The sequence below is a fragment of the Sulfitobacter delicatus genome (genome assembly GCF_900102535.1).
Taxonomy (GTDB): Bacteria; Pseudomonadota; Alphaproteobacteria; order Rhodobacterales; family Rhodobacteraceae; genus Sulfitobacter; species Sulfitobacter delicatus.
On sequence record NZ_FNBP01000021.1, the window covers coordinates 1 to 20,322 of the forward strand.

At 59.0% G+C, this 20,322-nt stretch carries 24 protein-coding genes; 12 read left to right on the top strand and 12 right to left on the bottom strand.

Going from position 1 to position 20,322, the window contains the following annotated elements:
* Window positions 1-196 precede the first annotated feature (196 nt).
* Genes BLS57_RS18960 through BLS57_RS18970 form a run of 3 tightly spaced genes read left to right on the top strand, consistent with a single transcriptional unit; the run spans window position 197 to window position 1,231 of the window.
* On the top strand, window positions 197-442 hold the full coding sequence (locus BLS57_RS18960; protein ID WP_074647545.1) for a type II toxin-antitoxin system VapB family antitoxin: 246 nt from the start codon (window positions 197-199) through the stop codon (window positions 440-442).
* On the top strand, window positions 442-867 hold the full coding sequence (locus BLS57_RS18965; RefSeq protein WP_093744195.1) for a type II toxin-antitoxin system VapC family toxin: 426 nt from the start codon (window positions 442-444) through the stop codon (window positions 865-867). The genes BLS57_RS18960 and BLS57_RS18965 overlap by 1 nt, the downstream gene beginning before the upstream one ends.
* Before the next feature lie 22 nt (window positions 868-889).
* On the top strand, window positions 890-1,231 hold the full coding sequence (locus BLS57_RS18970; RefSeq protein WP_093744196.1) for a hypothetical protein: 342 nt from the start codon (window positions 890-892) through the stop codon (window positions 1,229-1,231).
* A gap of 605 nt (window positions 1,232-1,836) precedes the next feature.
* On the opposite strand, the gene BLS57_RS19820 is transcribed toward BLS57_RS18970, so the two are convergent.
* A complete protein-coding gene (locus BLS57_RS19820; protein WP_157903891.1) occupies window positions 1,837-1,998 on the bottom strand; it encodes a hypothetical protein in 162 nt (53 codons plus the stop codon).
* 125 nt (window positions 1,999-2,123) lie between these two features.
* Here BLS57_RS19820 and tnpA point away from each other — a divergent pair, with 125 nt between their 5' ends.
* The 4 genes from tnpA (at window position 2,124) to sugE (ending at window position 4,968) form a co-directional block, all read left to right on the top strand.
* Window positions 2,124-2,489 (top strand): IS66-like element accessory protein TnpA, encoded by a 366-nt coding sequence (tnpA, locus tag BLS57_RS18980; RefSeq protein ID WP_065331083.1) that lies wholly within the window; start codon window positions 2,124-2,126, stop codon window positions 2,487-2,489.
* Window positions 2,486-2,833: an IS66 family insertion sequence element accessory protein TnpB gene (tnpB, locus tag BLS57_RS18985; RefSeq protein ID WP_017467473.1), complete on the top strand. Its 348-nt coding sequence runs from the start codon at window positions 2,486-2,488 to the stop codon at window positions 2,831-2,833. Before tnpA ends, tnpB begins: the two co-directional genes overlap by 4 nt.
* A gap of 69 nt (window positions 2,834-2,902) precedes the next feature.
* On the top strand, window positions 2,903-4,606 hold the full coding sequence (gene tnpC / locus BLS57_RS18990) for an IS66 family transposase (protein ID WP_065331082.1): 1,704 nt from the start codon (window positions 2,903-2,905) through the stop codon (window positions 4,604-4,606).
* A gap of 32 nt (window positions 4,607-4,638) precedes the next feature.
* Complete coding sequence (sugE, locus tag BLS57_RS18995; RefSeq protein ID WP_017467358.1) at window positions 4,639-4,968, top strand: quaternary ammonium compound efflux SMR transporter SugE; 330 nt, start codon at window positions 4,639-4,641, stop codon at window positions 4,966-4,968.
* Between the two features lie 59 nt (window positions 4,969-5,027).
* On the opposite strand, the gene BLS57_RS19825 is transcribed toward sugE, so the two are convergent.
* The 3 genes from BLS57_RS19825 to BLS57_RS19005 all read right to left on the bottom strand — a co-directional run bounded on the left by BLS57_RS19825 (window position 5,028) and on the right by BLS57_RS19005 (window position 7,145).
* Window positions 5,028-5,369: an endonuclease toxin domain-containing protein gene (locus tag BLS57_RS19825; protein WP_065331081.1), complete on the bottom strand. Its 342-nt coding sequence runs from the start codon at window positions 5,367-5,369 to the stop codon at window positions 5,028-5,030.
* 15 nt (window positions 5,370-5,384) lie between these two features.
* Window positions 5,385-5,513 (bottom strand): hypothetical protein, encoded by a 129-nt coding sequence (locus tag BLS57_RS20080; RefSeq protein WP_007120576.1) that lies wholly within the window; start codon window positions 5,511-5,513, stop codon window positions 5,385-5,387.
* A gap of 258 nt (window positions 5,514-5,771) precedes the next feature.
* On the bottom strand, window positions 5,772-7,145 hold the full coding sequence (locus tag BLS57_RS19005) for an aspartate aminotransferase family protein (RefSeq protein ID WP_093744198.1): 1,374 nt from the start codon (window positions 7,143-7,145) through the stop codon (window positions 5,772-5,774).
* Between the two features lie 422 nt (window positions 7,146-7,567).
* Here BLS57_RS19005 and BLS57_RS19010 point away from each other — a divergent pair, with 422 nt between their 5' ends.
* Window positions 7,568-8,635 carry a helix-turn-helix domain-containing protein gene (locus BLS57_RS19010; RefSeq protein WP_244153738.1) on the top strand — a complete coding sequence of 356 codons (1,068 nt, stop codon included), beginning with the start codon at window positions 7,568-7,570 and terminating at the stop codon, window positions 8,633-8,635.
* Between the two features lie 168 nt (window positions 8,636-8,803).
* Here BLS57_RS19010 and BLS57_RS19015 read toward each other — a convergent pair whose 3' ends face one another.
* Window positions 8,804-10,003, bottom strand: coding sequence for an IS256 family transposase (locus BLS57_RS19015; protein ID WP_093744208.1), 1,200 nt, complete (start codon window positions 10,001-10,003; stop codon window positions 8,804-8,806).
* A gap of 175 nt (window positions 10,004-10,178) precedes the next feature.
* Here BLS57_RS19015 and BLS57_RS19020 point away from each other — a divergent pair, with 175 nt between their 5' ends.
* The 3 genes from BLS57_RS19020 (at window position 10,179) to BLS57_RS19030 (ending at window position 14,411) form a co-directional block, all read left to right on the top strand.
* Window positions 10,179-12,206, top strand: a complete 2,028-nt coding sequence (locus BLS57_RS19020; protein WP_093744199.1) for a hydantoinase/oxoprolinase family protein — start codon at window positions 10,179-10,181, stop codon at window positions 12,204-12,206.
* A 4-nt stretch (window positions 12,207-12,210) separates the two neighbouring features.
* On the top strand, window positions 12,211-14,166 hold the full coding sequence (locus BLS57_RS19025; protein ID WP_093744200.1) for a hydantoinase B/oxoprolinase family protein: 1,956 nt from the start codon (window positions 12,211-12,213) through the stop codon (window positions 14,164-14,166).
* Window positions 14,167-14,249: 83 nt separating this feature from the next.
* Window positions 14,250-14,411, top strand: coding sequence for an ATP-binding cassette domain-containing protein (locus BLS57_RS19030; protein WP_244153739.1), 162 nt, complete (start codon window positions 14,250-14,252; stop codon window positions 14,409-14,411).
* Between the two features lie 272 nt (window positions 14,412-14,683).
* On the opposite strand, the gene BLS57_RS19035 is transcribed toward BLS57_RS19030, so the two are convergent.
* Window positions 14,684-15,034 carry a single-stranded DNA-binding protein gene (locus BLS57_RS19035; RefSeq protein ID WP_167356475.1) on the bottom strand — a complete coding sequence of 117 codons (351 nt, stop codon included), beginning with the start codon at window positions 15,032-15,034 and terminating at the stop codon, window positions 14,684-14,686.
* 502 nt (window positions 15,035-15,536) lie between these two features.
* Here BLS57_RS19035 and BLS57_RS19040 point away from each other — a divergent pair.
* Window positions 15,537-15,911: a thermonuclease family protein gene (locus tag BLS57_RS19040; protein WP_167356476.1), complete on the top strand. Its 375-nt coding sequence runs from the start codon at window positions 15,537-15,539 to the stop codon at window positions 15,909-15,911.
* A gap of 77 nt (window positions 15,912-15,988) precedes the next feature.
* On the opposite strand, the gene BLS57_RS19045 is transcribed toward BLS57_RS19040, so the two are convergent.
* From BLS57_RS19045 to BLS57_RS19070, 6 genes are all read right to left on the bottom strand, one after another.
* Window positions 15,989-16,351, bottom strand: a complete 363-nt coding sequence (locus BLS57_RS19045) for a hypothetical protein (RefSeq protein ID WP_093744203.1) — start codon at window positions 16,349-16,351, stop codon at window positions 15,989-15,991.
* 103 nt (window positions 16,352-16,454) lie between these two features.
* On the bottom strand, window positions 16,455-16,694 hold the full coding sequence (locus BLS57_RS19050) for a hypothetical protein (protein WP_093744204.1): 240 nt from the start codon (window positions 16,692-16,694) through the stop codon (window positions 16,455-16,457).
* A gap of 66 nt (window positions 16,695-16,760) precedes the next feature.
* Window positions 16,761-17,024, bottom strand: coding sequence for a zinc finger domain-containing protein (locus BLS57_RS19055; protein WP_088716891.1), 264 nt, complete (start codon window positions 17,022-17,024; stop codon window positions 16,761-16,763).
* Window positions 17,017-17,649: a hypothetical protein gene (locus BLS57_RS19860; protein ID WP_208597614.1), complete on the bottom strand. Its 633-nt coding sequence runs from the start codon at window positions 17,647-17,649 to the stop codon at window positions 17,017-17,019. The genes BLS57_RS19055 and BLS57_RS19860 overlap by 8 nt, the downstream gene beginning before the upstream one ends.
* A gap of 46 nt (window positions 17,650-17,695) precedes the next feature.
* Window positions 17,696-19,522, bottom strand: coding sequence for a ParB/RepB/Spo0J family partition protein (locus BLS57_RS19065; RefSeq protein WP_093744205.1), 1,827 nt, complete (start codon window positions 19,520-19,522; stop codon window positions 17,696-17,698).
* 304 nt (window positions 19,523-19,826) lie between these two features.
* Window positions 19,827-20,225, bottom strand: a complete 399-nt coding sequence (locus BLS57_RS19070) for a DUF3768 domain-containing protein (RefSeq protein WP_093744206.1) — start codon at window positions 20,223-20,225, stop codon at window positions 19,827-19,829.
* Window positions 20,226-20,322 lie beyond the last annotated feature (97 nt).

The window sequence follows — 20,322 nt, forward strand, 5'->3', positions numbered from 1 at the left end:
CGGGCAGGGGGAAAGGCTCGGGGCGCAGGCCGTTTGCCGGCCGAAGCCTAGGGCGCGGTCCTGGGCGGGCGTGTCCTCGAGCAACCGCACGAGGTTACGAACGACCGGGATTCGCCACGAAACCGAACAATCGAAGACACTGGCCCTTGCGGGATATACTTTTCGGCTATATTATATATCCTGAAAGGATATGCACATGCCCCTCTACATCAAAGATCCGGACGTAGATAAGCTCGTTGACCGCTACCTTGCTGCTTCTGGCGCAAGGAACAAAACCGAAGCGGTTCGCACGGCCTTGCTCAACAGTATAGCGGCGTTGGAGAAGCAGGAAACCCTCGCGGAACGTGTAGCGAAGGTTCAGCGAAAGGCAGCCGAAGCAGGTCTGAAACCTCGCGAATCCGACGACAAGCCGTTCATGGATGAGCTGTGGGGTGATGACTGATGTTCATCGACGCCAGCGCGCTTTGCGCCGTCCTCTTGAATGAGGCGGAAGCCCCGGCAATGCTCAAAGCAATGGAACAAGCCCGAGGCAAGCTGATGATCTCGCCGGTTGTTCGGGTAGAAACGACGCTCGGGATCGCACGGGACTTGAAAGACAAGGAAGGCGCAACGCATATCAGCGAGGCGCACTTCGACAAGGCGAGCGAGCTTGTCGCAGACCTGATCCAATCACTTGGCGTTCGTGAAATGCACCTCACCGAAAGCATGGGCACGGCGGCTATCGCGGCGTTGAGGAAATATGGAAAGGTGGCCGGTCATCCGGCGAAGCTCAACATGGGCGACGCCCTCGCCTATGCCGCCGCTAAGGCGTTTCATGCCCCCTTGCTCTACAAAGGCGATGATTTTGCGAAAACCGATCTCGCATGAGGTCGGAAGAAAGGAGCTTTCGATGAAACTGATCGCGGCAAACCTAATGCGCAGCCTGCCAGCGGCGGCATACCTGATTGGCGCAGCAGCAGCCCATGCGCAGGAAGGCTCGGCTGACGATTGCGAGCTGGTGAGCGCGGCCATGTCGCAGATGGTGCAGGCGAACATCGCCAACATCGAAGTGACCGGCAACATGCTGCAAAATCAGGCTGCCATGCTGGCGCATCTGGCGACGAGCGGCGATGACGACGCCTTGGCGGCGGCGGCGGCCGTGACCGAGAACCTGGGCCAGCTTCAGGTGCCGAGCGGCCCGGCCATTACGGATGGGATGGCCGCGCTGCGGCGCATGTGCCCGGAGGGGTGAGGGGGCTGTCTGCCCCCGCGCCTGGCGGCGCTGCCCCGAGGATTTTTTGGGGAAAATGAAAGGGTCGGAGGAAAGGCTGGACAGCTCCGCTCTGTTTTCTCTGCCAGTGTTCTGTGATATTTCATGCTCATGCTGAACCCGTTCCGATCCCTTCTTGAACTCAGAGGCCGGTTCATCGCGAGTCGGAAAAAGCGCGAAAGCTGGGAAGAGCGCGTGGTCGATCCGATCTTGGCGAGCGGCCACGACCAACTCTTGACGGAGGTATATCGGCATCGCTCCCGAGCCGCATTGCTCTCGCTCCTGATCGGCATCTTCCCCCTTGTCGCTTTGGTTGCTTACGTTGTTTGGGATCTCAGCTTGCTCACCGATCGCACGTTTTACACGATAGTAGCTTTATGTGCTTTCGGCACATTCTGGACAGTCCGAGAGACCGTATATCATGCACGCCAGCACACAGCTAAATTAGAACTGTGGCTCGAAGGAAACCAAACATTCTTGTAGGGGGCTGTCTGCCCCCGCGCCTGGCGGCGCTCCCCCGAGGATATTTCAGGGAAGATGAAATGCAAAAAGGCCAAGCCCCGGAGGGCCTGGCCGTTGCAGCCGCCCTACTCGGGGCGGCGCTTGAGGGTGATCCCGACCTTCAGGAAGCCGAGGTTGATCGAGATCGTAAGGCTGAGGTCGATTGCGCGCAGCAGCTTGCGGATGGCACGGAGCCGGCGAGCGGCGATGCGACGAAGTTTGATGGAACGCTTGCGAATGAATTTCATGGTCTGTCTCCTGATTGAAAAAACGAGGGTAAGCATCAAGGGAACCCCCTCTATTTTGGGCTGATTTGAGGTGCGATTATTGCGCGAGGCTGGCGATTTGACTGGCGCAATATGAGGGTTTTGAGATGAGTAAACGGCGGGTTGGGCGGGGTTCCAAATACTCGGATGAGTTCAAGCGGCGGTTGGTGGCAGAGAGCCAAGCCGATGGTGTCAGTGTGCCGATGGTTTCTCGCCGTCATGGCGTGCCGACAAGCCGGATTTATTCGTGGCGCAGCGATGACAGGTTTCAACCCGATGGGTCTGATGATGCCGGGTTCATGCCTGTTGAGATTTCAGGCGGCGATCACGATGCAGTACCGATGCTGCCGGAAGCGCGGCCTACAGCCAGCTCCCGGATAGAGATCACGCTGGAGAATGGGCGCAAGCTGAGCGTTAGCGACGGGGTTGATGCTGGCTTTGTGCTGGAACTGGCGCGGGGGCTGGCGGCATGATCCCTGTTCTGGCGGATGCGAAGATCTGGCTGGCGGCGGGTGTGACGGACATGCGGCGTGGGTTCAACGGTCTGGCGGCACAGACCGCGCAGGTTCTGGCGGGCGATCCCTATTCCGGCCATCTGTTTTTGTTCCGGGGACGGCGAGGTGATCAGATCAAGATGATCTGGTGGGACGGTCAGGGTGCATGCTTGTTCACCAAGCGCTTGGAGCGGGGTCGGTTTGTCTGGCCCACGGCCAGCGAGGGTAAAATCAACCTGAGCCGCGCGCAGTTGGCCATGCTGATGGAAGGCATAGACTGGCGCATGCCGCAGAAGACATGGCGGCCCGCGATGGTGGGCTGAGGCAATGTTTTATGGGCTTTCTTGCTGTTTTGGGATTCCCCCTGATGTCCGATTTTGCTATGGAATGGCATGCGTAAGACCCCTCCAAATCTGGCTGATCTGCCACCTGACGTGCAGGCCTTTGTAGCCGCACAAGCGGCGGAACTGGCCCGTAAGGATGCGGAGTTGTTGGGCCAATCGTTGAGCCATGCCTCCGCCCAAAAACGCCTCAAGGATGAGATGGAAGCCGCCCTTGCTGCCGAGCGCACCGCCCATGCGCGGGCCATCCAGAGCCGAGATACCCTCATTGCTGATCTGCGCTTGCAATTGCATGGTCACAAAAAGCACCGCTTTGGGTCAAAGTCGGAAAGCAGCGCGCAACTGGCGCTGGAACTGATCCTCGAAGAGTTGGAGATCGAGCAAGCCGCAGAGACTGAAGGTGATGGTGAGGGCCAGACGTCTTCCGAGGCAGACGTCCCAAAGCCGCCGCGCACCCCGCGCAAACGCAAGCCTTTCCCAAAGGGGCTTAAGCGGGTCAAGAAGACCATCACCCCCGGTGAGACCTGTGAAGACTGTGGTGGCCGCTTCAGGGAGCTGGGAACAGATGTTCTGGAAGAGTTGGAATATGTTCCAGGCCATTACATCGTCAATCAGATCAACCGCCCGCGTTTGGCCTGTAGCTGCTGTGACAAGGTGGTTCAGGCGGAGATGCCAAGCCGCCCCATCCCCAAGAGCTTTGTGGGTCCCGCGCTGATGGCGCATATCCTGTGCTGCAAATACGGCTATCACCTGCCGCTCTATCGCCAAAGCCAGATGTTTGAGAACGAAGGCATCGACCTGAGCGGATCGCTCATGGCCCTCTGGGTGGGCAAATGCACCAAGCTGCTTGAACGCGTGGCAGATGCCATCCGTGACCATGTGTTTGAGGCACAAGCCATCTTCATGGATGATACCACGGTCAAGCTGCTCCAGAAGGGCAAAGGGCGTGGCAAAAACAAGAGCAAAACCGCACGGCTATGGGTCTATGCCCGAGATGAGAGCGCCTGGTCCGGGGCCGCGCCACCCGCCGTGTGGTATCAGTTCTCCACCAACCGAGGTGCGGAACACCCGAGCGAACATCTCAAATCCTACACGGGCTACGCCCATGCGGACGCCTATGCAGGCTATAACGATGCCTACCGCACGGGGCGCATCAAGGAGATGGCCTGTATGGCCCATGTGCGACGGGAGTTTTATGCCCTGTATGAAAGCCTGAAGCTGCCTGTGGCGGGCGAAGCGGTCTTGCGCATTCGAAAGCTCTATGACGTTGAAACACAGGCACGGTTCCTACCACCCCATGAGCGCGTGGCCCTGCGTCAGGAACTCGCCAAGCCCATCTTTGATGATCTGGAGATCTGGCTCAAGGAGCAGTTGGGTAAAATCTCCGGCAAGACGCCACTGGCTAAGGCCATCCGATATGCCCTCGCGCGCCTGCCAAAGGCACGGCCTTATCTCGACAACGGCTTCTTGGAAATCGACAATAACACAGCCGAGCGGGCAGTGCGTCCTGTGGCCGTTGGAAGAAAGAACTACCTCTTCATGGGGTCAGAGGCAGGCGGCAAATCCGCAGCAATCGCCTATACTCTCATCGAGACCGCAAAGATGAACAACGTCAATCCCGAAGCCTGGCTCGCTTGGGTGCTCGAACGCATCCAGGATCATCCCGTCAATCGCATCCCCCTGTTGCTACCTTGGGCATCTCAGGGCATGATCAACGCGCAGAATGCTGAGGTCGGGGATCAACACGCCGCCTGATCAAACTTTTCATTGACGCCTATGGAGGTAAAATGGCTTGGGTTTACTTGTTCTTTGCGGGTCTTCTTGAATGTGGGTGGGTAATTGGTCTGAAATACACTCAAGGCTTCACGAAACTTCAGCCATCTGTCCTGACCGTGCTCGCAATGATCGCAAGCTTCTGGCTCTTGGCTGAAGCAATGAAAGACATTCCCGTAGGTACTGCATATGCCGTTTGGGCAGGTATTGGGGCTGTGGGCGTTGCTATTATTGGAATGACCATCTTGGGAGAGCAAAAAGACTTGGCTCGTGTCGCCTGTCTTCTCTTGATTGTTGCTGGGATTGTTGGGCTGAAACTGGTCGGAACCACGGCCAATCATTAGCGCCGAATGACAATCAACGAGCTGCTATGATCACAGTGCAGAGGGGCTTCCCTGGATGCTTACAATGCGGATACACTTTCGAGGAAATGCTCGGTCAGCATGACATTGACATCTACCATGTCGAGACATTGCGGGAGCTGGCCGAGAAGTTTGTAGATGAAGGGCTTTACGGTGAAATCCCAGAGAGCTTGCAGTATTACTGTTTCTCCTACGACACCCCCTCCAAACTTGTCGATCTGATCAATATAGCGCTTCAATGCACCAAAGATACGGCTGGGCCGGTCCGCATATCCCGGCGCGCGGGTTTCGAGCGTCTTTGCGCTTGTGGCAAGGCCTCGATCTTCGTCGAAGAAATCGAACGTCTTGAAGTTGTCGGGCGTGCGCTCTCCCAAACCGCCCAATCGTTCCAGGTGATCCTACCACGGTCCACCCTGCTCCCTGATCGGCCCGCCCCAGGTGAGGCCGGAGTTTTCGATGACGTCCCAGTCAGGATCAGAGGGCAAGCGGCGCGCCTCTGCCGCCTCATGCAGAAGCGCGTCGCGCATGTCGTCCGCGTCCTGCGCGTCACAGCTCGGCCCGCGCCGCCGCAACGCACCAAAGCAACGAAGAGGCCGTCAACAAGAACGGAGTCTCGCCGGTCTGAAAGCCGCTCAGCAAAGGTTCACCCGAAGAAGCTCTTGGTTGAACGAGATTTGTAAAGATCAGCTCGCGTGACAGGCGCCACCCGGAAAATGTGTAGACAGGCCGACCCAAGTTTTTCCCGGATGGGAAAGGGTAAGAGTTCTGGCTTGTCGTTCCCCTGACTAGGCGGCCCCGTTTATGTCTGCGGCCAGTTCCTCCAGACTCTTTTTTGTGATCTGGATGATTTCTCGCACGTCATTCGCGCCCACTATCAATGGCGGACAAAATGCCATCGCGTCTGTCATATTACGTGAGATGAGGCCGTTGCGCAGCATGATTGCGTTCATTTGGGCGCCGAGTTTTCCAGGGGCAAAATCGCCTGATTTACCCTCTGGGGCGATCAATTCAAGTGCGCCTATGAGGCCAATGCCACGTGCCTCTCCAACGAGAGGGTGGGACGTCAGGTCGGTCAATCCAGCTTGCAATTCTGCACCGCGTTCGGCGGCATTGGCCACAAGATCGCGCTCTTCGATAATCTTGATGTTTTCCAGCGCTACGGCTGCGCCGACGGGGTGGCCACCGCCCGTATAGCCATGCCCCAGAACACCGATGCGCCCGCTTTCGTCGGCGATTGGCTGATAGACCCGATCGTTGATCATGAAAGCCGAAAAGGGGAAATAGCTGGAGGTGATCTGCTTGGACATGGTGAGAATGTCGGGCTTTATGTCAAAGGTTGTAGAGCCAAACATGTTTCCCGTACGGCCAAAACCGCAAATCACTTCATCTGCGATAAGAAGGATATCGTATTTCGCCAGAACCGCTTGGATTTTCTCCCAGTAGGTCGCCGGAGGAACAACAACACCGCCCGCGCCCATGACAGGCTCGGCGATGAATGCGGCTACAGTTTCGGGGCCCTCTGATTGGATCATATCATCAATATCTTGGGCACAGCGTGACGCAAAAGCTTCTTCGCTTTCGCCGTCCTGACCTTCGCGCCAGTAGTGCGGGCAAGTGGTGTGCAAGATGCCCTCCATCGGCAGATCGAAGGACTTGTGGTTATAGGGCAGACCCGTCATCGACGCGGCGGCGACTGTCACGCCGTGATAGCCGCGCAGGCGCGAGATGATCTTCTTTTTCTCGGGCTTGCCGAGCGCGTTCGAGCGATACCAGACCATCTTGACGATCGTATCGTTCGCCTCGGAGCCCGAGTTGGTATAGAAAACCTTGCTCATTGGCACGGGGGCTATTTCGATCAGCTTTTCAGCAAGATCAATCGCCGGACCATGCGAGCGGTGCGAGAAGTTGTGGTAGTAAGGCAGCTTTTGCATTTGCCGGCTGGCGACATCCACAAGGCGTTGTTCGTTGAACCCGACTGCCACGCTCCAAAGGCCGGACATGCCCTCGATATAGCGGTTGCCGTTTGAGTCGGTGACGTGGATTCCCTCGCCTGATTCAATGATCAGCGGACCAATTTTTTCATGCGCTTCGGCATTGGTATAGCTGTGAAAATGATAAGCGATATCACGGGCTTCGTCTGAATTTGGTCGCACATCCATGGCAGGCATCACTTCTTGTAAGTTGGCGTTTTTCACGCGGCAGGGGGCCGCGATTTGCCCTCAGTGCTATCGCCGCTTTCTTGCTTTTAGCAAGCAGTTTTGTTCCGAGCATCCTGTCTGCGGGCCAGCGAGGCCGCCCATTTGAAGCAGAAACGCCCGCCGGGATTTCGGTCGTGGTTTGAGGACACTTCCATCCTGTGATTCTGTTTGGATGCTTCGTTTTTTTGAAGCGCAGCGGCCGTGAATCTTGGGGAAAATGCGGCCCAATCCCGCTCAGGTTGTTGCCTTCGCAGCTTTCCGTTTCACAAAACCAAGACCCGATTTGGCGGTGTTCTCGCGCTGCAAATGGTTGGTAAAAATATGTTTTAGTTAGATATTTAGGATTTTCCAGGGCCTTTCTGGGCCCGATGAAAGAATCGCAAGTGCGCGAATTGACACGTGACACAAGAGTTTGTGCGTTTTTTGCCAAAGTGGTTTGCCGGAACGATGCTACGATTATTTTAACACATGAGACAGTTGTGTTTACGCCATTTGTGTTTGGGGGACGTTGGATGAATCAGAAGGACAAAGCTGCAAAAAAGCTCATGACTGCCACCCAGTGGCAGGCGGCTGTCTCAGATACGTTCTTTCCCCTAGAGACCACGATGGCGGATGACCAGTCCTTTTCAGGTGATCTCAATACTTGGAGCCTCGGTATCGTCGGTCTGTCGCAGATGCGTTGCGACGGCATTCTATACAAAAGGCACAAGCGGCACTTTCTGGACGAAGTTGAAAGCAGTCTGCTGATTACCATTCCAAGATTGGGGACGGTCGGCTTTGACCAGAATGCCCGCCAGGCGAAATGTTCACCGGGCGAGTTTTTGGTCGAACGGGGCGATTTGCCCTACGAGTTCTGGCATGAACAGACGAACGAGCTGTTGGTGCTGAAGGTGTCTTCCGAAAGCGTGCGGGCCCGCATCGGCCCAACAGACCGTTTGGGCGCGCTGAGTTTTGATGGCACAGCCGGTGTGGCCAGTTATTTTCTGGATACCGTCAAGACAACGGCGCTGCACGTCGATTTGCTTGATGAGCAGGCGCGCGCGGCCGCTGGCAAGCACATCCTTGATCTGCTGTGCCTCTCAATCCGCAAAGATGACCGTGTGCTGGACAGCGAAACCTCGACAATCCGCGCAGCACATCTGCACCGCGCAGAACAGTTTATCCGCAACAACCTCTTCAATGAGAATCTCTCCTCAAGCCTTGTGGCAGAGGCCTGCAATGTGTCGCAGCGCTATCTGCAACAATTGTTCTCGGAGTCGGGCCGGTCGGTTTCCGGGTTCATCCGCGAAAAGCGTCTGGTGCGCGCGCGCGAGGACCTGAGCGTCGAAGGGGCCATCACAATTGCCGAGATAGCCCATCGGTGGGGGTTTTCGGATCAATCCCAGTTTAACAAAGCCTATCGTGCGCAGTTCGGCTGCACACCGACCGAAACGCGCAAAGCCGCGCAGTAAGGCCAGAAGTCGGCCCCTCCATAACCCTTAGCTAAAACCGAAAATCTCCAAGTAGGGTCGGCTTTCGCCGGCGCCTTCCTGATGCCCTGTTGTCTTTTGAAGGATGTAGACATGGATAGTGCCCCGAGAGGTGGTGTAATTTGTTCTCCGGCTGGGTGTTGAGCCGGTTTACAGGGCGGCGATTTTCGCCGGGTCCATGGTGTTATCCTCGCAGATGGTGGCGACAGTTTCCAGTGTCATGTAGCGACGGGTGACGGCCCATTCATCGTTCTGCTCCAGCATCAGCGCGCCGACGAGGCGCCTTATGGCGGCTTCATTCGGGAAAATGCCGACCACATTGGTACGGCGCTTGATCTCTTTGTTGAGGCGCTCAAGCGGATTGGTTGAATGGATTTGCCGCCAGTGAGCCTGCGGAAAAGTCTTGTAGGCCAGCACGTCGTCTTCAGCGCGCAGCATCAGCTCAGCGAGCTTGGGATGGCGTGGCTGGAAGGCCTCGATCAGCTTGGCCCAGTGCTCTTTCGAGTCTGCCAGCGTGTCTTGATCAAAGGCCGTCCTGAGCGCAGCTGTGACAATGGGGCGGTCTTTCTTGCCGACGCAGGCCAGCGCATTGCGCATGAAGTGGACGCGGCAGCGCTGGATGGTAGCACCCAGCACTTTGGCGGCTGCGGCCTTCAGGCCCTTGTGTTCATCCGCGATGATCAGTTTGACACCGCGAAGGCCACGGTCGGCCAGAGCGCGTAGGAATTCATCCCAGAACACCTCGGCTTCGCTGGGCTGGATGGCGATGCCCAATACCTCGCGCCGCCCGTCGGTGTTGACCGCAACCGCCACTATGGCTGCAACACTGACGATCCGCCCGGAACGCCGCACCTTGATGTAAGTGGCGTCCAGCCAGAGGTAAGGCCATTCGCCCTCCAACGGTCGATCAAGAAAGGCATCAACCCGTTCGTCGATCTCGCTGCACAGGCGCGAGACCTGGCTTTTGGAAATGCCTGTCATACCCATTGCCTTGACCAGATCGTCCACTGAGCGCGTCGAGACGCCCTGAATATAGGCTTCCTGTATCACCGCCGTCATAGCCTTTTCCGAAGCGCGACGGGGCTCCAAAAACTCCGGAAAATATGACCCCTTGCGCAGCTTCGGGATCTGCACAGCGACGGCCCCGGCGCGGGTTTCCCATCGGCGCGGGCGATACCCGTTTCGGTGGTTCAAGCGCTCATTTGAGCGTTCATGTGCTTCGGCACCGCACAGTTGGTCAACATCGAGGGCCATCAGCCGGTCGGCAACGAAACCCAGCATCTCGGCCAGAATCTGGTGGTCGGCGGTCTCCGAAAGAAGCGCTTTCAACGCGGCTGTTTCTGATATCATATCCTTGGTCATGGGGGTTCTCCTTGATCGGTAGGTTAGGTGTGCAACCCAAACCCTACCGGAGAACGTCCATGGCCGCCCAGCAACCCGCGCGGGCTTCGCCTGAGCTACGCGTGGCTCCACTCAGCCCGCGCTACCGTCGGAATTACACCACGCCCGGGGGCACTACCTAGACATGAAGAATACCAGAGTTGCCGTAGATGTGGGTGGGACGTTTACCGACGTCGTCATCATGGACGAAACAACGGGTGCGATCCGCATCGAAAAGACGTCATCGACACCGGATGACCCGATGGTTGCCATTCTCAACGGGATTGATCAGGGCGGCATCGACCTCAGCGAGGTGTCGATGTTTTCGCACGGGACAACCGTGGCAACAAACGCGCTGATCACACGTAATTTGGCGCGTTCTGCGATGATCTGCACCGAAGGGTTCCGCGATGTGGTCGAAATCCGCCGGGCCAACAAGGAGGATCTGTGGGACACCTACAAAGATGTGGCCAAACCCTACATCCCGCGTCGGGACCGTCTGACCGTCCGTGAATGCGTTGATGCCAATGGCACGGTTCTGGAAAAGCTGGACGAACAAGAAGCGCTGCGCATCGCGCATGTTTTGAAGAAGCGCAAAGTCGCCTCTGTTGCTGTCTGCTTTATGAACTCTTACACCAATGGGGCCAATGAAGAGCGGATGCGAGACATTCTGCTGAGTGTGATGCCGGATGTGCCGGTGTCGATCTCTTCACAGGTCCTGCCGGAGATTTTTGAGCACGAGCGTTTCTCGACAACGATGGCAAACGCGGTCGTGTCGCCTTCGGTCGTTGATTATGTAGCGCGCCTTGAGGGTAAGCTGGCTGACGGCGGCTACGAACGCGATCTGCTGTTGCTGCACACGGGCGGCGGCGTGATGACCCCGGCCAGCGTTAAAGACTTTGCCGCGCGTCTGGCAGGATCGGGCATTGCCGCGGGCGCGATTGCCAGCCGCTTTATTGGCAACCTTTGCGGGTTTGACAATTCTATCGGTTTTGACATGGGCGGGACCAGCACGGACGTATCCTTGGTGTATGAAGGCAAGTCGCGTGTCACCAAAGACTGGTATATCGAATATGGCTATCCGATCCGGTTCCCGTCGATCGAAGTGCTGACCATCGGTGCGGGCGGCGGATCTCTGGCGTGGAAAGACGAAGGCGGGTCACTGCGCAACGGACCGCAATCGGCGGGCGCCTTCCCTGGGCCTGCCTGCTACAAGAATGGCAACGAGGTTGCCACAAACACCGATGCAAACGTCGTGCTGGGCCGCCTTGGCACATCGCTCGCGGGGGGCAAGATTACCCTTGATCCGGCGCTTGCGGAAGCATCGGTCAGAGAGACTGTGGCCGAGCCTTTCGGAATGGAGCTGCACGAAGCCGCCGAAGCCGTGGTTGCGGTTGCAAATGCAAATATGGCCAATGCGGTGCGTTTGCTGTCGATTAGCCGAGGTTATGACCCACGGGACTTCGCGCTTGTGGCGTTTGGCGGAGCCGGGGCGTTGCATGGTGCGGCAATTGCCAAGGAGTTGTCGATCCCGACTGTCATTATCCCGCCCAATCCGGGTGTGACATCGGCTCTGGGTTGCCTGCTGGTCGATATCCAGCACGACTTCTCAGACAGCTTCATGGCTGCTGCGGCTGATACCAAGCCGGAGGATTTGGAGGCCGCCTTCGAGCGGCTGGAGGCCATGGCCGCTGATCGTTTGAAGCACGAAGGCGTAGCGCCCAAGGACATTGTCATGCAGCGCACGGTCGAGATGATGTATCAGGGCCAATGGCGTGCCTTGGCAGTATCTGCGCCGTCCAAGGTCACCGATATTGAGGCCTTGATCGACGGGTTCCACAGCGAACACCAGCGCGAATTCAACTTCCGCCGGGATGACGCACCGGTGTCGATCTTCCGTGTGGGGCTGACGGCGACGGGTATGGTTCCCAAGGCCGAGCTGCAAAAGCACGAGGTGAGGAAGAACAAGCCCAAGACCGACAAGACACGCGATGTCTGGTTTGACGGCAAGGCCCACACGGCGATGATTTTCGAGCGTGAAAACCTGACCGCCGGTGCGACCTTTGATGGCCCCGCCATTGTCGAGCAGTTCGATTCAACCACCGTAATTCCGCCGAACACGACTGCTGAAGTCGATCAATACATGAACATTCTCATCCGAGTGCAGGAGTAATACTATGAGTGATTCAAAAGCCCTAGATCCCGTCACGTTTGAAGTTCTCAAGAACTCCTTCATCACATCCGTTGACCAGATGGCCGAGCAGATGCTGCGCACCTGTTACTCCTTTGTGATCTACAACCGCGACTTTTCAAACGCGCTGCATGATGCCGAAGGCAATTCGGTTGCGCAGGGCAACGATGACATCGCGGTGCACGTCGGCACGCTGCACTTTACCTGCAAAGACGTTATTCGCGTCTTCAAGGGCGACATGATGCCCGGCGATGTCTACGCAATCAACGATCCTTACGCAGGCGGCACGCACTTCAGCGATGTCCGTCTGGTGCGACCGATCTTTGATGAAGACGAGCTGATCGGGTTTTCGCAGTCAAACGGGCACTGGTCTGATCTGGGTGGCTCTGTGCCCGGTTCGTTTGATGTGACGGCGAAAGACATGTTCCGCGAGGCGGTTCGGATCACACCTGTCCGGCTGTTCCGTGCCGGCGATTTTTGTTCCGACGTTGCCAACCTGATCGCAAACAACACACGCGACCCCGCGTCGATTATCGGTGACATCCACAGCCAGGCACAGGCCACGCAGGTGGCCGAACGTGAAATCCTGCGGCTGGTGCGCAAATACGGGCGCGAGCAGGTCAAGCAGGGCATGAACGAGGTGCAGGACTACGTTGAACGCGCCGTGCGCCAGCGTATTGCGGCGCTGCCCGACGGCACATGGAAATCCGTCGACTACATCGACCGGGACCCGTCAGGCGGCGAGGGGATGATCCCGATCCACATCAAGATGACAATCAAGGGTGATCAGATTCACTACGATTTCGAAGGCAGCCACCCGACGATTGGTTCGATGTACAATTCCGCGCCGGGAGCCACATTCTCGGCTGTCGTCGCGGGGATGAAGACCTTCTTTCCTGACCTGCCGTTGAACTCCGGCTTCTATCGGATGCTCTCTGTCGCTGCGCCGGAAAATTCGGTGGTCAGTGCCCAGTGGCCCACGGCGGTCACCGGCTTCCTGATGCTGTTTGAAAAGATCATGAACTCGGTTTTCGAGATGTGGTCGGAGATCATGCCGGAGCGCGCCATCGCCTGTGCATTCAATCTTGAATACCTGTTGGCGGGGGGCACGGACAAGCGGCGCGAGGAGGACTCTACATTCATGTTCTACGAATGGCTCCCCGGCGGTTGGGGCGGACGGCGCGGTAAGGATGGCAGCGACGTCACCACAGCCTGCTTCGGAACCGGGCTCATGTCTCAGCCCAACGAAGGCAACGAGCGGGTCAACCCGACCCGGACGCTTGAATTTCAGATCAAAAAAGACAGCGCAGGCCCGGGCAAATGGCGCGGAGGGACAGGGGTGCAGAAAACCTCCCTGCTTCTGGAAAGTGAAAAATCCGTCATGTCCTATGTCTGCGACCGCGAACGCGCCGTCGTCTGGGGTGTTGATGGCGGTTTGCCCTCCATGCCGCATGGTCTGACCATCAAACGCGCCGGCTCGGACACGCACGAATGGCTTGGGTCTGTCTTCTCTGACTTCCCGATGTATTCGGGAGATGAGTTTGCGCGCCCGACCGCGGGGGGCGGCGGCTTTGGCGACCCACTTGAACGCAAGACAGAGGCTGTTCTGACGGATGTGGTGGATGACTATGTCTCTATCAAACGAGCCGCGTTGGACTATGGCGTTGTGATCAAAGAGATTGATGCGGACTTGTGTGAATATGAGGTCGATGAGGCCGAGACCGAGAAACTGCGGGCGCATATTCGTGAAAACCGCGTGGCTTGGGCCCGCATTGATCCTGAAAAGGTTGCCGAGATGTATCGCAAAGGCGAGATCGACGCGATGGACGCCGTGAGACGCTATGCGGTGATCCTGGATTGGGAAACCGGCGAGCCGCTGCCCAAGACGATCGAACAGTTCCGCGAGAGTTTCGAGCGGCGCAGCGTGGCGCACTGGACCTAGTGAGCATCACCAGGACCCACAGCCGCCATCGGTTGGCGGCTGTGGCGCACAACGGTCGGAACAGGAACGCGAAGGATAAGATTTTGTCATTGGAACTGGAATCAATCAGCGTTGCGTTTGGTGGCTTCAAGGCTCTGGATGACGTGACGATTTCGCTAAAGAAGGCGGAAATTGTCGGGTTGATCGGCCCCAACGGAGCAGGCAAAACCACCTGCGTCAACATCATCACAAACGAGGCTCGGTGACACGGCGGGAAAGGCGGGCCGTCAACACGCGCGCAGCGCCCCGAAGGGCTTGGTGTTGACGGCTCGCCGCGCCGTGTAGAGTGGCCGCTGTTTTTCAAGGAGGCAGACCCTGCACCTTCGCAGGGGGTCCAGTGTCGCATTGCCGCTTGTCGGCGGTTCGGAGCTGAAGGCTGTGAAGCGCGATCGGCCGCCCTCTCGATGGGGGCGGCCGATTGGTCGGGGCGCAGCGCCGCGCCCGAAGGGCAGGCGGGCCGCGAGGCCCGCCCGGGCGGTCAGCCCGCCTGTTGCCGCTCCATCTGCTTGCGGATCATGTGGGCCAGGTTGGAGAAGTTGTCGCAGGCCAGCTTCACGCCGTGGCGGGTTTCGCCGCTATTGGTCTCGTAGCTCTCGGAGCGGATGGTGCCGGTCGCACGAACCAGGTCGCCTTTGACGGTGTTTTCCTTGACCCATTTGATGACGTTCTCGTTGAAGATGCTCACGTCGTTCCAGAAGGGTTTCGACTGAAAGTCGCCGTGATTGTCCTTGCGGCCATACTCGGCGGCGATGGAAACCCAGAGGACGCCGTTGCCTTCCTTGATCTGACCGACCCGACCGATGATTTCGAACTCTGCGAAGGTATTCATTTTTAGTCTCCTTGGTATCTTAGTGTTTCGATGAAAAACGGTCATGCTGGTCCTCGATGCGATCAAACCAAAAATCGGAGGGTCCGCAAAGCGGAAACCGATTTTTTGATTGAAGGGCGGGGCGTTAGCCCCGGACGGTCGCTAAGAGAGGAACAAGCAATGTTCCGTTTGAGAAACACGGGCCAAGGAGACGGGTGAATACCTGGGTTGCACGAATTTCAGTGTCGGTTCCAGATCAAGGAAGGCAGCGGCGTGTGGATCTCGACAGAGGCTCGATTCATACTGCAAGGACAATCACGGCGACGGTCGAAACCTGGGGCGACGGATGCTCATCTGCGCAGCGGCAAATGGGTCAAGGGAAACCCGATGGCGGCCTAGCGACAACTGGCACAGGAACGGAAGAGGGCAGAGCGGCTTGCTAAACTGGCGGCGAGAAACTGGATCGAGACGCGGACGACATGCGCGACGCAGGCGCTTGTTTGGAGTTGCGGCAACAGGTGCGATGATCGTCGCGGCCTTGCTGTCGATCGACACCGGGACGGCGGCGGAGCCGATCAATCCGGCTTCAGTCTATGTGATCGACGGCGACACGATTCATCTGGGCGGTGAGCGGTTCCGGCTGGTCGGTCTCGACACGCCGGAAACCTACGATCCGCAATGTGCATATGAAAAGGCGCTTGGTGACGAGGCGACGAGGCGCTTGCGCGAGCTGATCGGCTCGGGCGAGCTGGTGGAACTGATCGTGTTGCCGGGCCGTGACCGATATGACCGAGGGCTTGCGCGGCTTTACATCGGTCGTGCGGACGTGGCCGGTATCCTGATCGGGGAAGGGCTGGCGCGGGAATACAATGGGGGCAGGCGGCAGGGCTGGTGCTGACGGCCAAGCCGCGAAGCGGCCCCTGCGCGGGTAGCGCAAGGCCGGTGCGGCGGGGCGCAGTCCCGCCGCACCGGGCATCACCCTCGACGCGGCCCCTTTCGGAACCATCCCATGACGATAATCGTGATGCCGATGGCGAGCAGGTAGAGAACGGCAATCATCCAGATCAGCATGAACGCCTCGCCAAGCTGCCGGGTGAATGTCCGTTCCGCGCCGAACAGGAAATGCTCGGACCCGCTCATGGCCCATCCCATGACGATGCCGAATCCGAGGGCAGGCAGGAACACAGTCAGGAAGGCCAGCATATAGCGGTTGATCGTCGGTCGCCCGCCGCGCCAGCAGGCCCGGACGACACGGCCCGGCCGAAAGACGATCTCGGCCATGCGATACTGAAGCAGATCGAGTCTATCCTTGAAGGTGGTTTCGTCGTCGTCGTGCATTTTCGTCCTGAATGTCGGTCCCTGGAAAAAAGAGGCCCCGCGCGAGCGGGGCCAGTGTTATCCTCACCACAAGGATATTCTCAAATAGCTGGCCTGCCCGGCGTCAAAGATGCGCGCGGCGGCTCCGAATTTCGTTCGACAGGTTGGCGGCTTGCGCAAAGCACCCGAAGGCGATGGCTGTGCCGATCCAGTAAATCAGATTGGGGACGTTGAACCCCGCGAAGAACGCGATGCAAGCGGCGATCACGAAGGCCGCGCCAGCAGCTCCGACAAAGAACCAGTTCCACATCTTGCCGATCAGATCGGCAATGATTTCTTCAGCGTGAGCGCGGCGATCAAACATCTAAGTTCTCCTTTAGTTCCAGTCGTAGCACAGTAGATCAGCTCTCGCCAGCACCATGAATATCCCTCAGAACAAGGCCAGTTGCTCGGGCTGTGGTCGAATACCGACGCGCCCGCGTGGGTCAATGATCCAGCCGTCGCCGTCGCGCAGGATGCTGGCGTCAGGTCCGTGCTGGTCGATGAAGACGCGATCCGCCTCCACCTTGCGGCTATGATGAAAGTCGCTCGCCATGTGTCCGCTCGGGCGGCGGCACCAGACGCCGGGCGCTCTGCCGCAATCGGGGCAGCGCACGGCAAGGACCGGATGACGGTGGGCGGTGAAATCAGGCATGGGCGTTCTCCAATTCTCCGAGGCGAAGGAATAGCTGCGAGGCCAACACGCGATCCTGGGCGGCGCGGTCGCGATCCTTGTTCTTCGATGCCGCCAGTTGAAGATGGTGATAGGCTGCGTGACGTTCCGCCAGCGGGTGACGGTCAGGATCGGCGGCAATCTCCCGCGCCTTGAGGATCGTCACGATCAGGTCAGATGAAGCGAACAGGTTCGCGATCCTCGCGCCCGAGGCGTCGGTGCGCGACAGCGGGAAAGGCGGGCGTTTCAAGTCGATCCTGCCTTGGCTGTAGCTGTGCAGGACGCTCAACAGATAAGACGGGTCGGCGGGGTATGGGGCGCAGTCCCATGCCCGCCGCACGGCGCGGCGCTCATCGCCGGGCAGGGCGTCGATCTGGCGGCGGGCTTCATGCCACTTCTCTGCCCTTGCGCGACGGTCCCTGACTTCCTGTTCGGACCATGCCTGTGCGCGGTCTGCCATAACGCGGTCCTCGCTCGGCTGTGCCTCGGCAATCTGATCGGCCAGCAACGGAAGGGCCTCACGCTCAAGGCGCTGTTTCCGGCGCAGCGCGGCCCGCTTGCGGGGCGTGTCGGTGAACGGGTGGCGGGGTGAACGCTTGCATCTCATGGGAACCTCCATCGGTGGGCGGGGCGCTGACGCCCCGCCCTCGATCTCACTTCATGCCTTCGGGCAGCCATGCGCCGATCTTCGCGGCCTGCTCGTCTGTGACGCCGAGGGCGCTGCGCAGATCGTGGTCGCCACGGAACAGGGCTTCCAGCTTGTCGGCCTTCTCGCCCTTTTTCAGCTTGGCGAAGCTGGTGGCGGTCGGGTGATCGTCGGACAGGTCCAGCAGATCGCGCCACAGATCGTTGAGATAGGGGCCACCGACGCGGGAAAAGAAGTTCGCCGCATTGGGGGTCCAGACTTCGCGGATATTCGGCTGCGTCTCCTTGTCGATCATCGCGGCCAGCTTCTCGTCGCCGCCCCGATATTGAGCGGCAAGGAACCGGACCAGTTCACCGCGCACATGCTCCGGGCCTTTCTTGCGAAACGCGCGGAAGGATGCGCCAAGGTCTTTCGCATCCCACATATCGCGCGGCGGGTTGCTGGTCAGGCGCTCGTCAAGGGCATAGCCCTCAGCCTCGGTCGAAGGCCAGTTCGGAACCTCGGTCGTGGCGATGCCAAGCGGATCGTTCCAGCGCAGGGCGTGGCTCAACTGGTAGGCCAGAAGGTCAATCAGCAGATCGGGATCGCGCAACACCGCATGTTGCCGTGCGCCCTGTGCGACACGGGACAGGTCGTCGCGCAGCTTCTGGCTGATGGGGGATTTCGGCTCGGCCTCGGCGCTCGAATGGCTGGACTTGCGCAGGAAACCGGCCTCGATGGCGGCGGCTCGGTCCTCGCGCGTCACCAGCCCCTCGGCGGTCTGAACCTCGCCGCTCTGGTTGACGTAGACAAGGACGCCCGAAACGGCCTTCTGTTCGGCGCTGAATGCACCATCCAACACGGCTTGCAGCGCCGCCAGTTCGGCCTCACCCTCGGCGTCCAGAACCTCACCTTCGGCCAATTCCGCCAGTTCGTCGTAACGCTCTGACTGCTCTTCGGTGAGCGTCCCTTCATCCCGATAGATGCGGTCCAGCTTCCGTTCCTCGATCTCGTAGTAACCGAGATAGGTGGTGTCCATCGCCTCGGCCCATTTCCAACCGTCGCCGGTCAGGGCCTCGGCGGTGGCATTCAGCTTCGCCTTGAACAGTTCGTCCAGCAAGGCAACATCATCGAAATAGGTCTGATCTGCGAAAAGGTCGCCAGTGACGCGCCCGCCCTCGGCCTCGTAAGCCTCAAGGCCAACAAACTTCACGCGCCGATCCGTGCTGCGCACCGAGTCCGGTTTGAGCATCTGCTTGATCTGGTGATCGCTGTAGCCCTCGCCCCGCACCTTTTCCAGCACGGCCAGCGTGTTCGCCTCGTCCTCGCTGACGGTGAAGGCGGCGGCGTTCGACAGGGTGATTTCCCCGGCCTTCAAGGCGTCCAGAACCGACACCGGCAGGCTTGCCAGCTTCAAGCGGCGATAGACGTGCTTTTCATTGACGCCGAACGCGATGGCGATGGAGGGAACCGGAACGCCCCGCTCGGCCATGCTGCCATATTCGCGGATTTCATCGGCGGCATGGGGTTGCTCGCGGTGGTGGTTCTCGCTCGATGCCCAAATCTCGGCGGTCGCCTGATCGGGCGCGATCTTCACGGAAACCGAAGCGAAGCGCGGATCGTCTTGCAGCAGAGCCAGGGCGCGAAGCCTCCGGCCTCCGGCCACGATGCCAACCTTGCCGGTTTCATCGCGCAGCCCTGCGAGGTTCTGGATCAGGCCAAGCTGGCGGATATTCTCTGCCAGTGCCTCGATCCCCTCGGGGCTGAACACAGTGCGCGGGTTCAGGTCGGAAACATACAGATCATCGAAGGGAACCTGTTCGATGGGGGCGATGATCGTCTCTTGCTTTGTCATGGGTCTTATCCTTGTCGTGTGGTGAGTTTTTGTGTTATCGGTGCCCCAGCCCTGACGGGCTGAGGCGAGGGGGCTTAGATGGCCCCGTGCTGGATCAGGAAGCGGCGTCCGATGCCAAAGTGATCGCCCTTCCTGAGAAGCGCCCAAGCCTCGGCAATGCGGCGCTTCATGGTTTCATTGCTCATTGATTTCACCTTCCTTTCCGTTGTGGTGAAGGGGTGGGAGAGGCGCTTGCCGCCCCTCCCTTGGGCCTGCTCGACAGGCCAGCCTCGGCGCGGGGCAGGGAGAGGCCCCGCAACCGAACTCAGTATTCCTCGGGCAGAAGGATGGTCAGCACGCGGCGGGTCTTGGTGGTGTCCGCGCAATCGTCGGAACCGAACTCATAGCCCGCGTCGTAGAGGTCGATTTTCCAGTAAAGCCGAACCTCGCGTTCGCCTTCGGCCACGGTGAAGATGCCGAAATCGTGGGTGCCGTAAGGGTCGTTGTCCTCGGTGAACTCGGAAAACTGCATGACCGCGACCATGATCGCCACTTGTGCCTCGTGCGACAGTGCGGCCACGCCGCGCGTCATGACGATCTGGCCGGGAACGGTGAAGTCAGCGCCCCATGTGGTGCGGAACTGGTCGTTTTGCTCTGCGATCAGCGCGACACGCGCCGCCTCGACAGCCGCATCTGCGGTGTTTTCCGAATGAATATCAGCCATGTCTGGCCTCCTTGTGGTGATGCCCTATCCGGTCTGGTGCCGAAAATTGGGGCGGGGTTTCTGGCGAGGACCGCTGCAAGCGGCCCTCTCCTGAAAG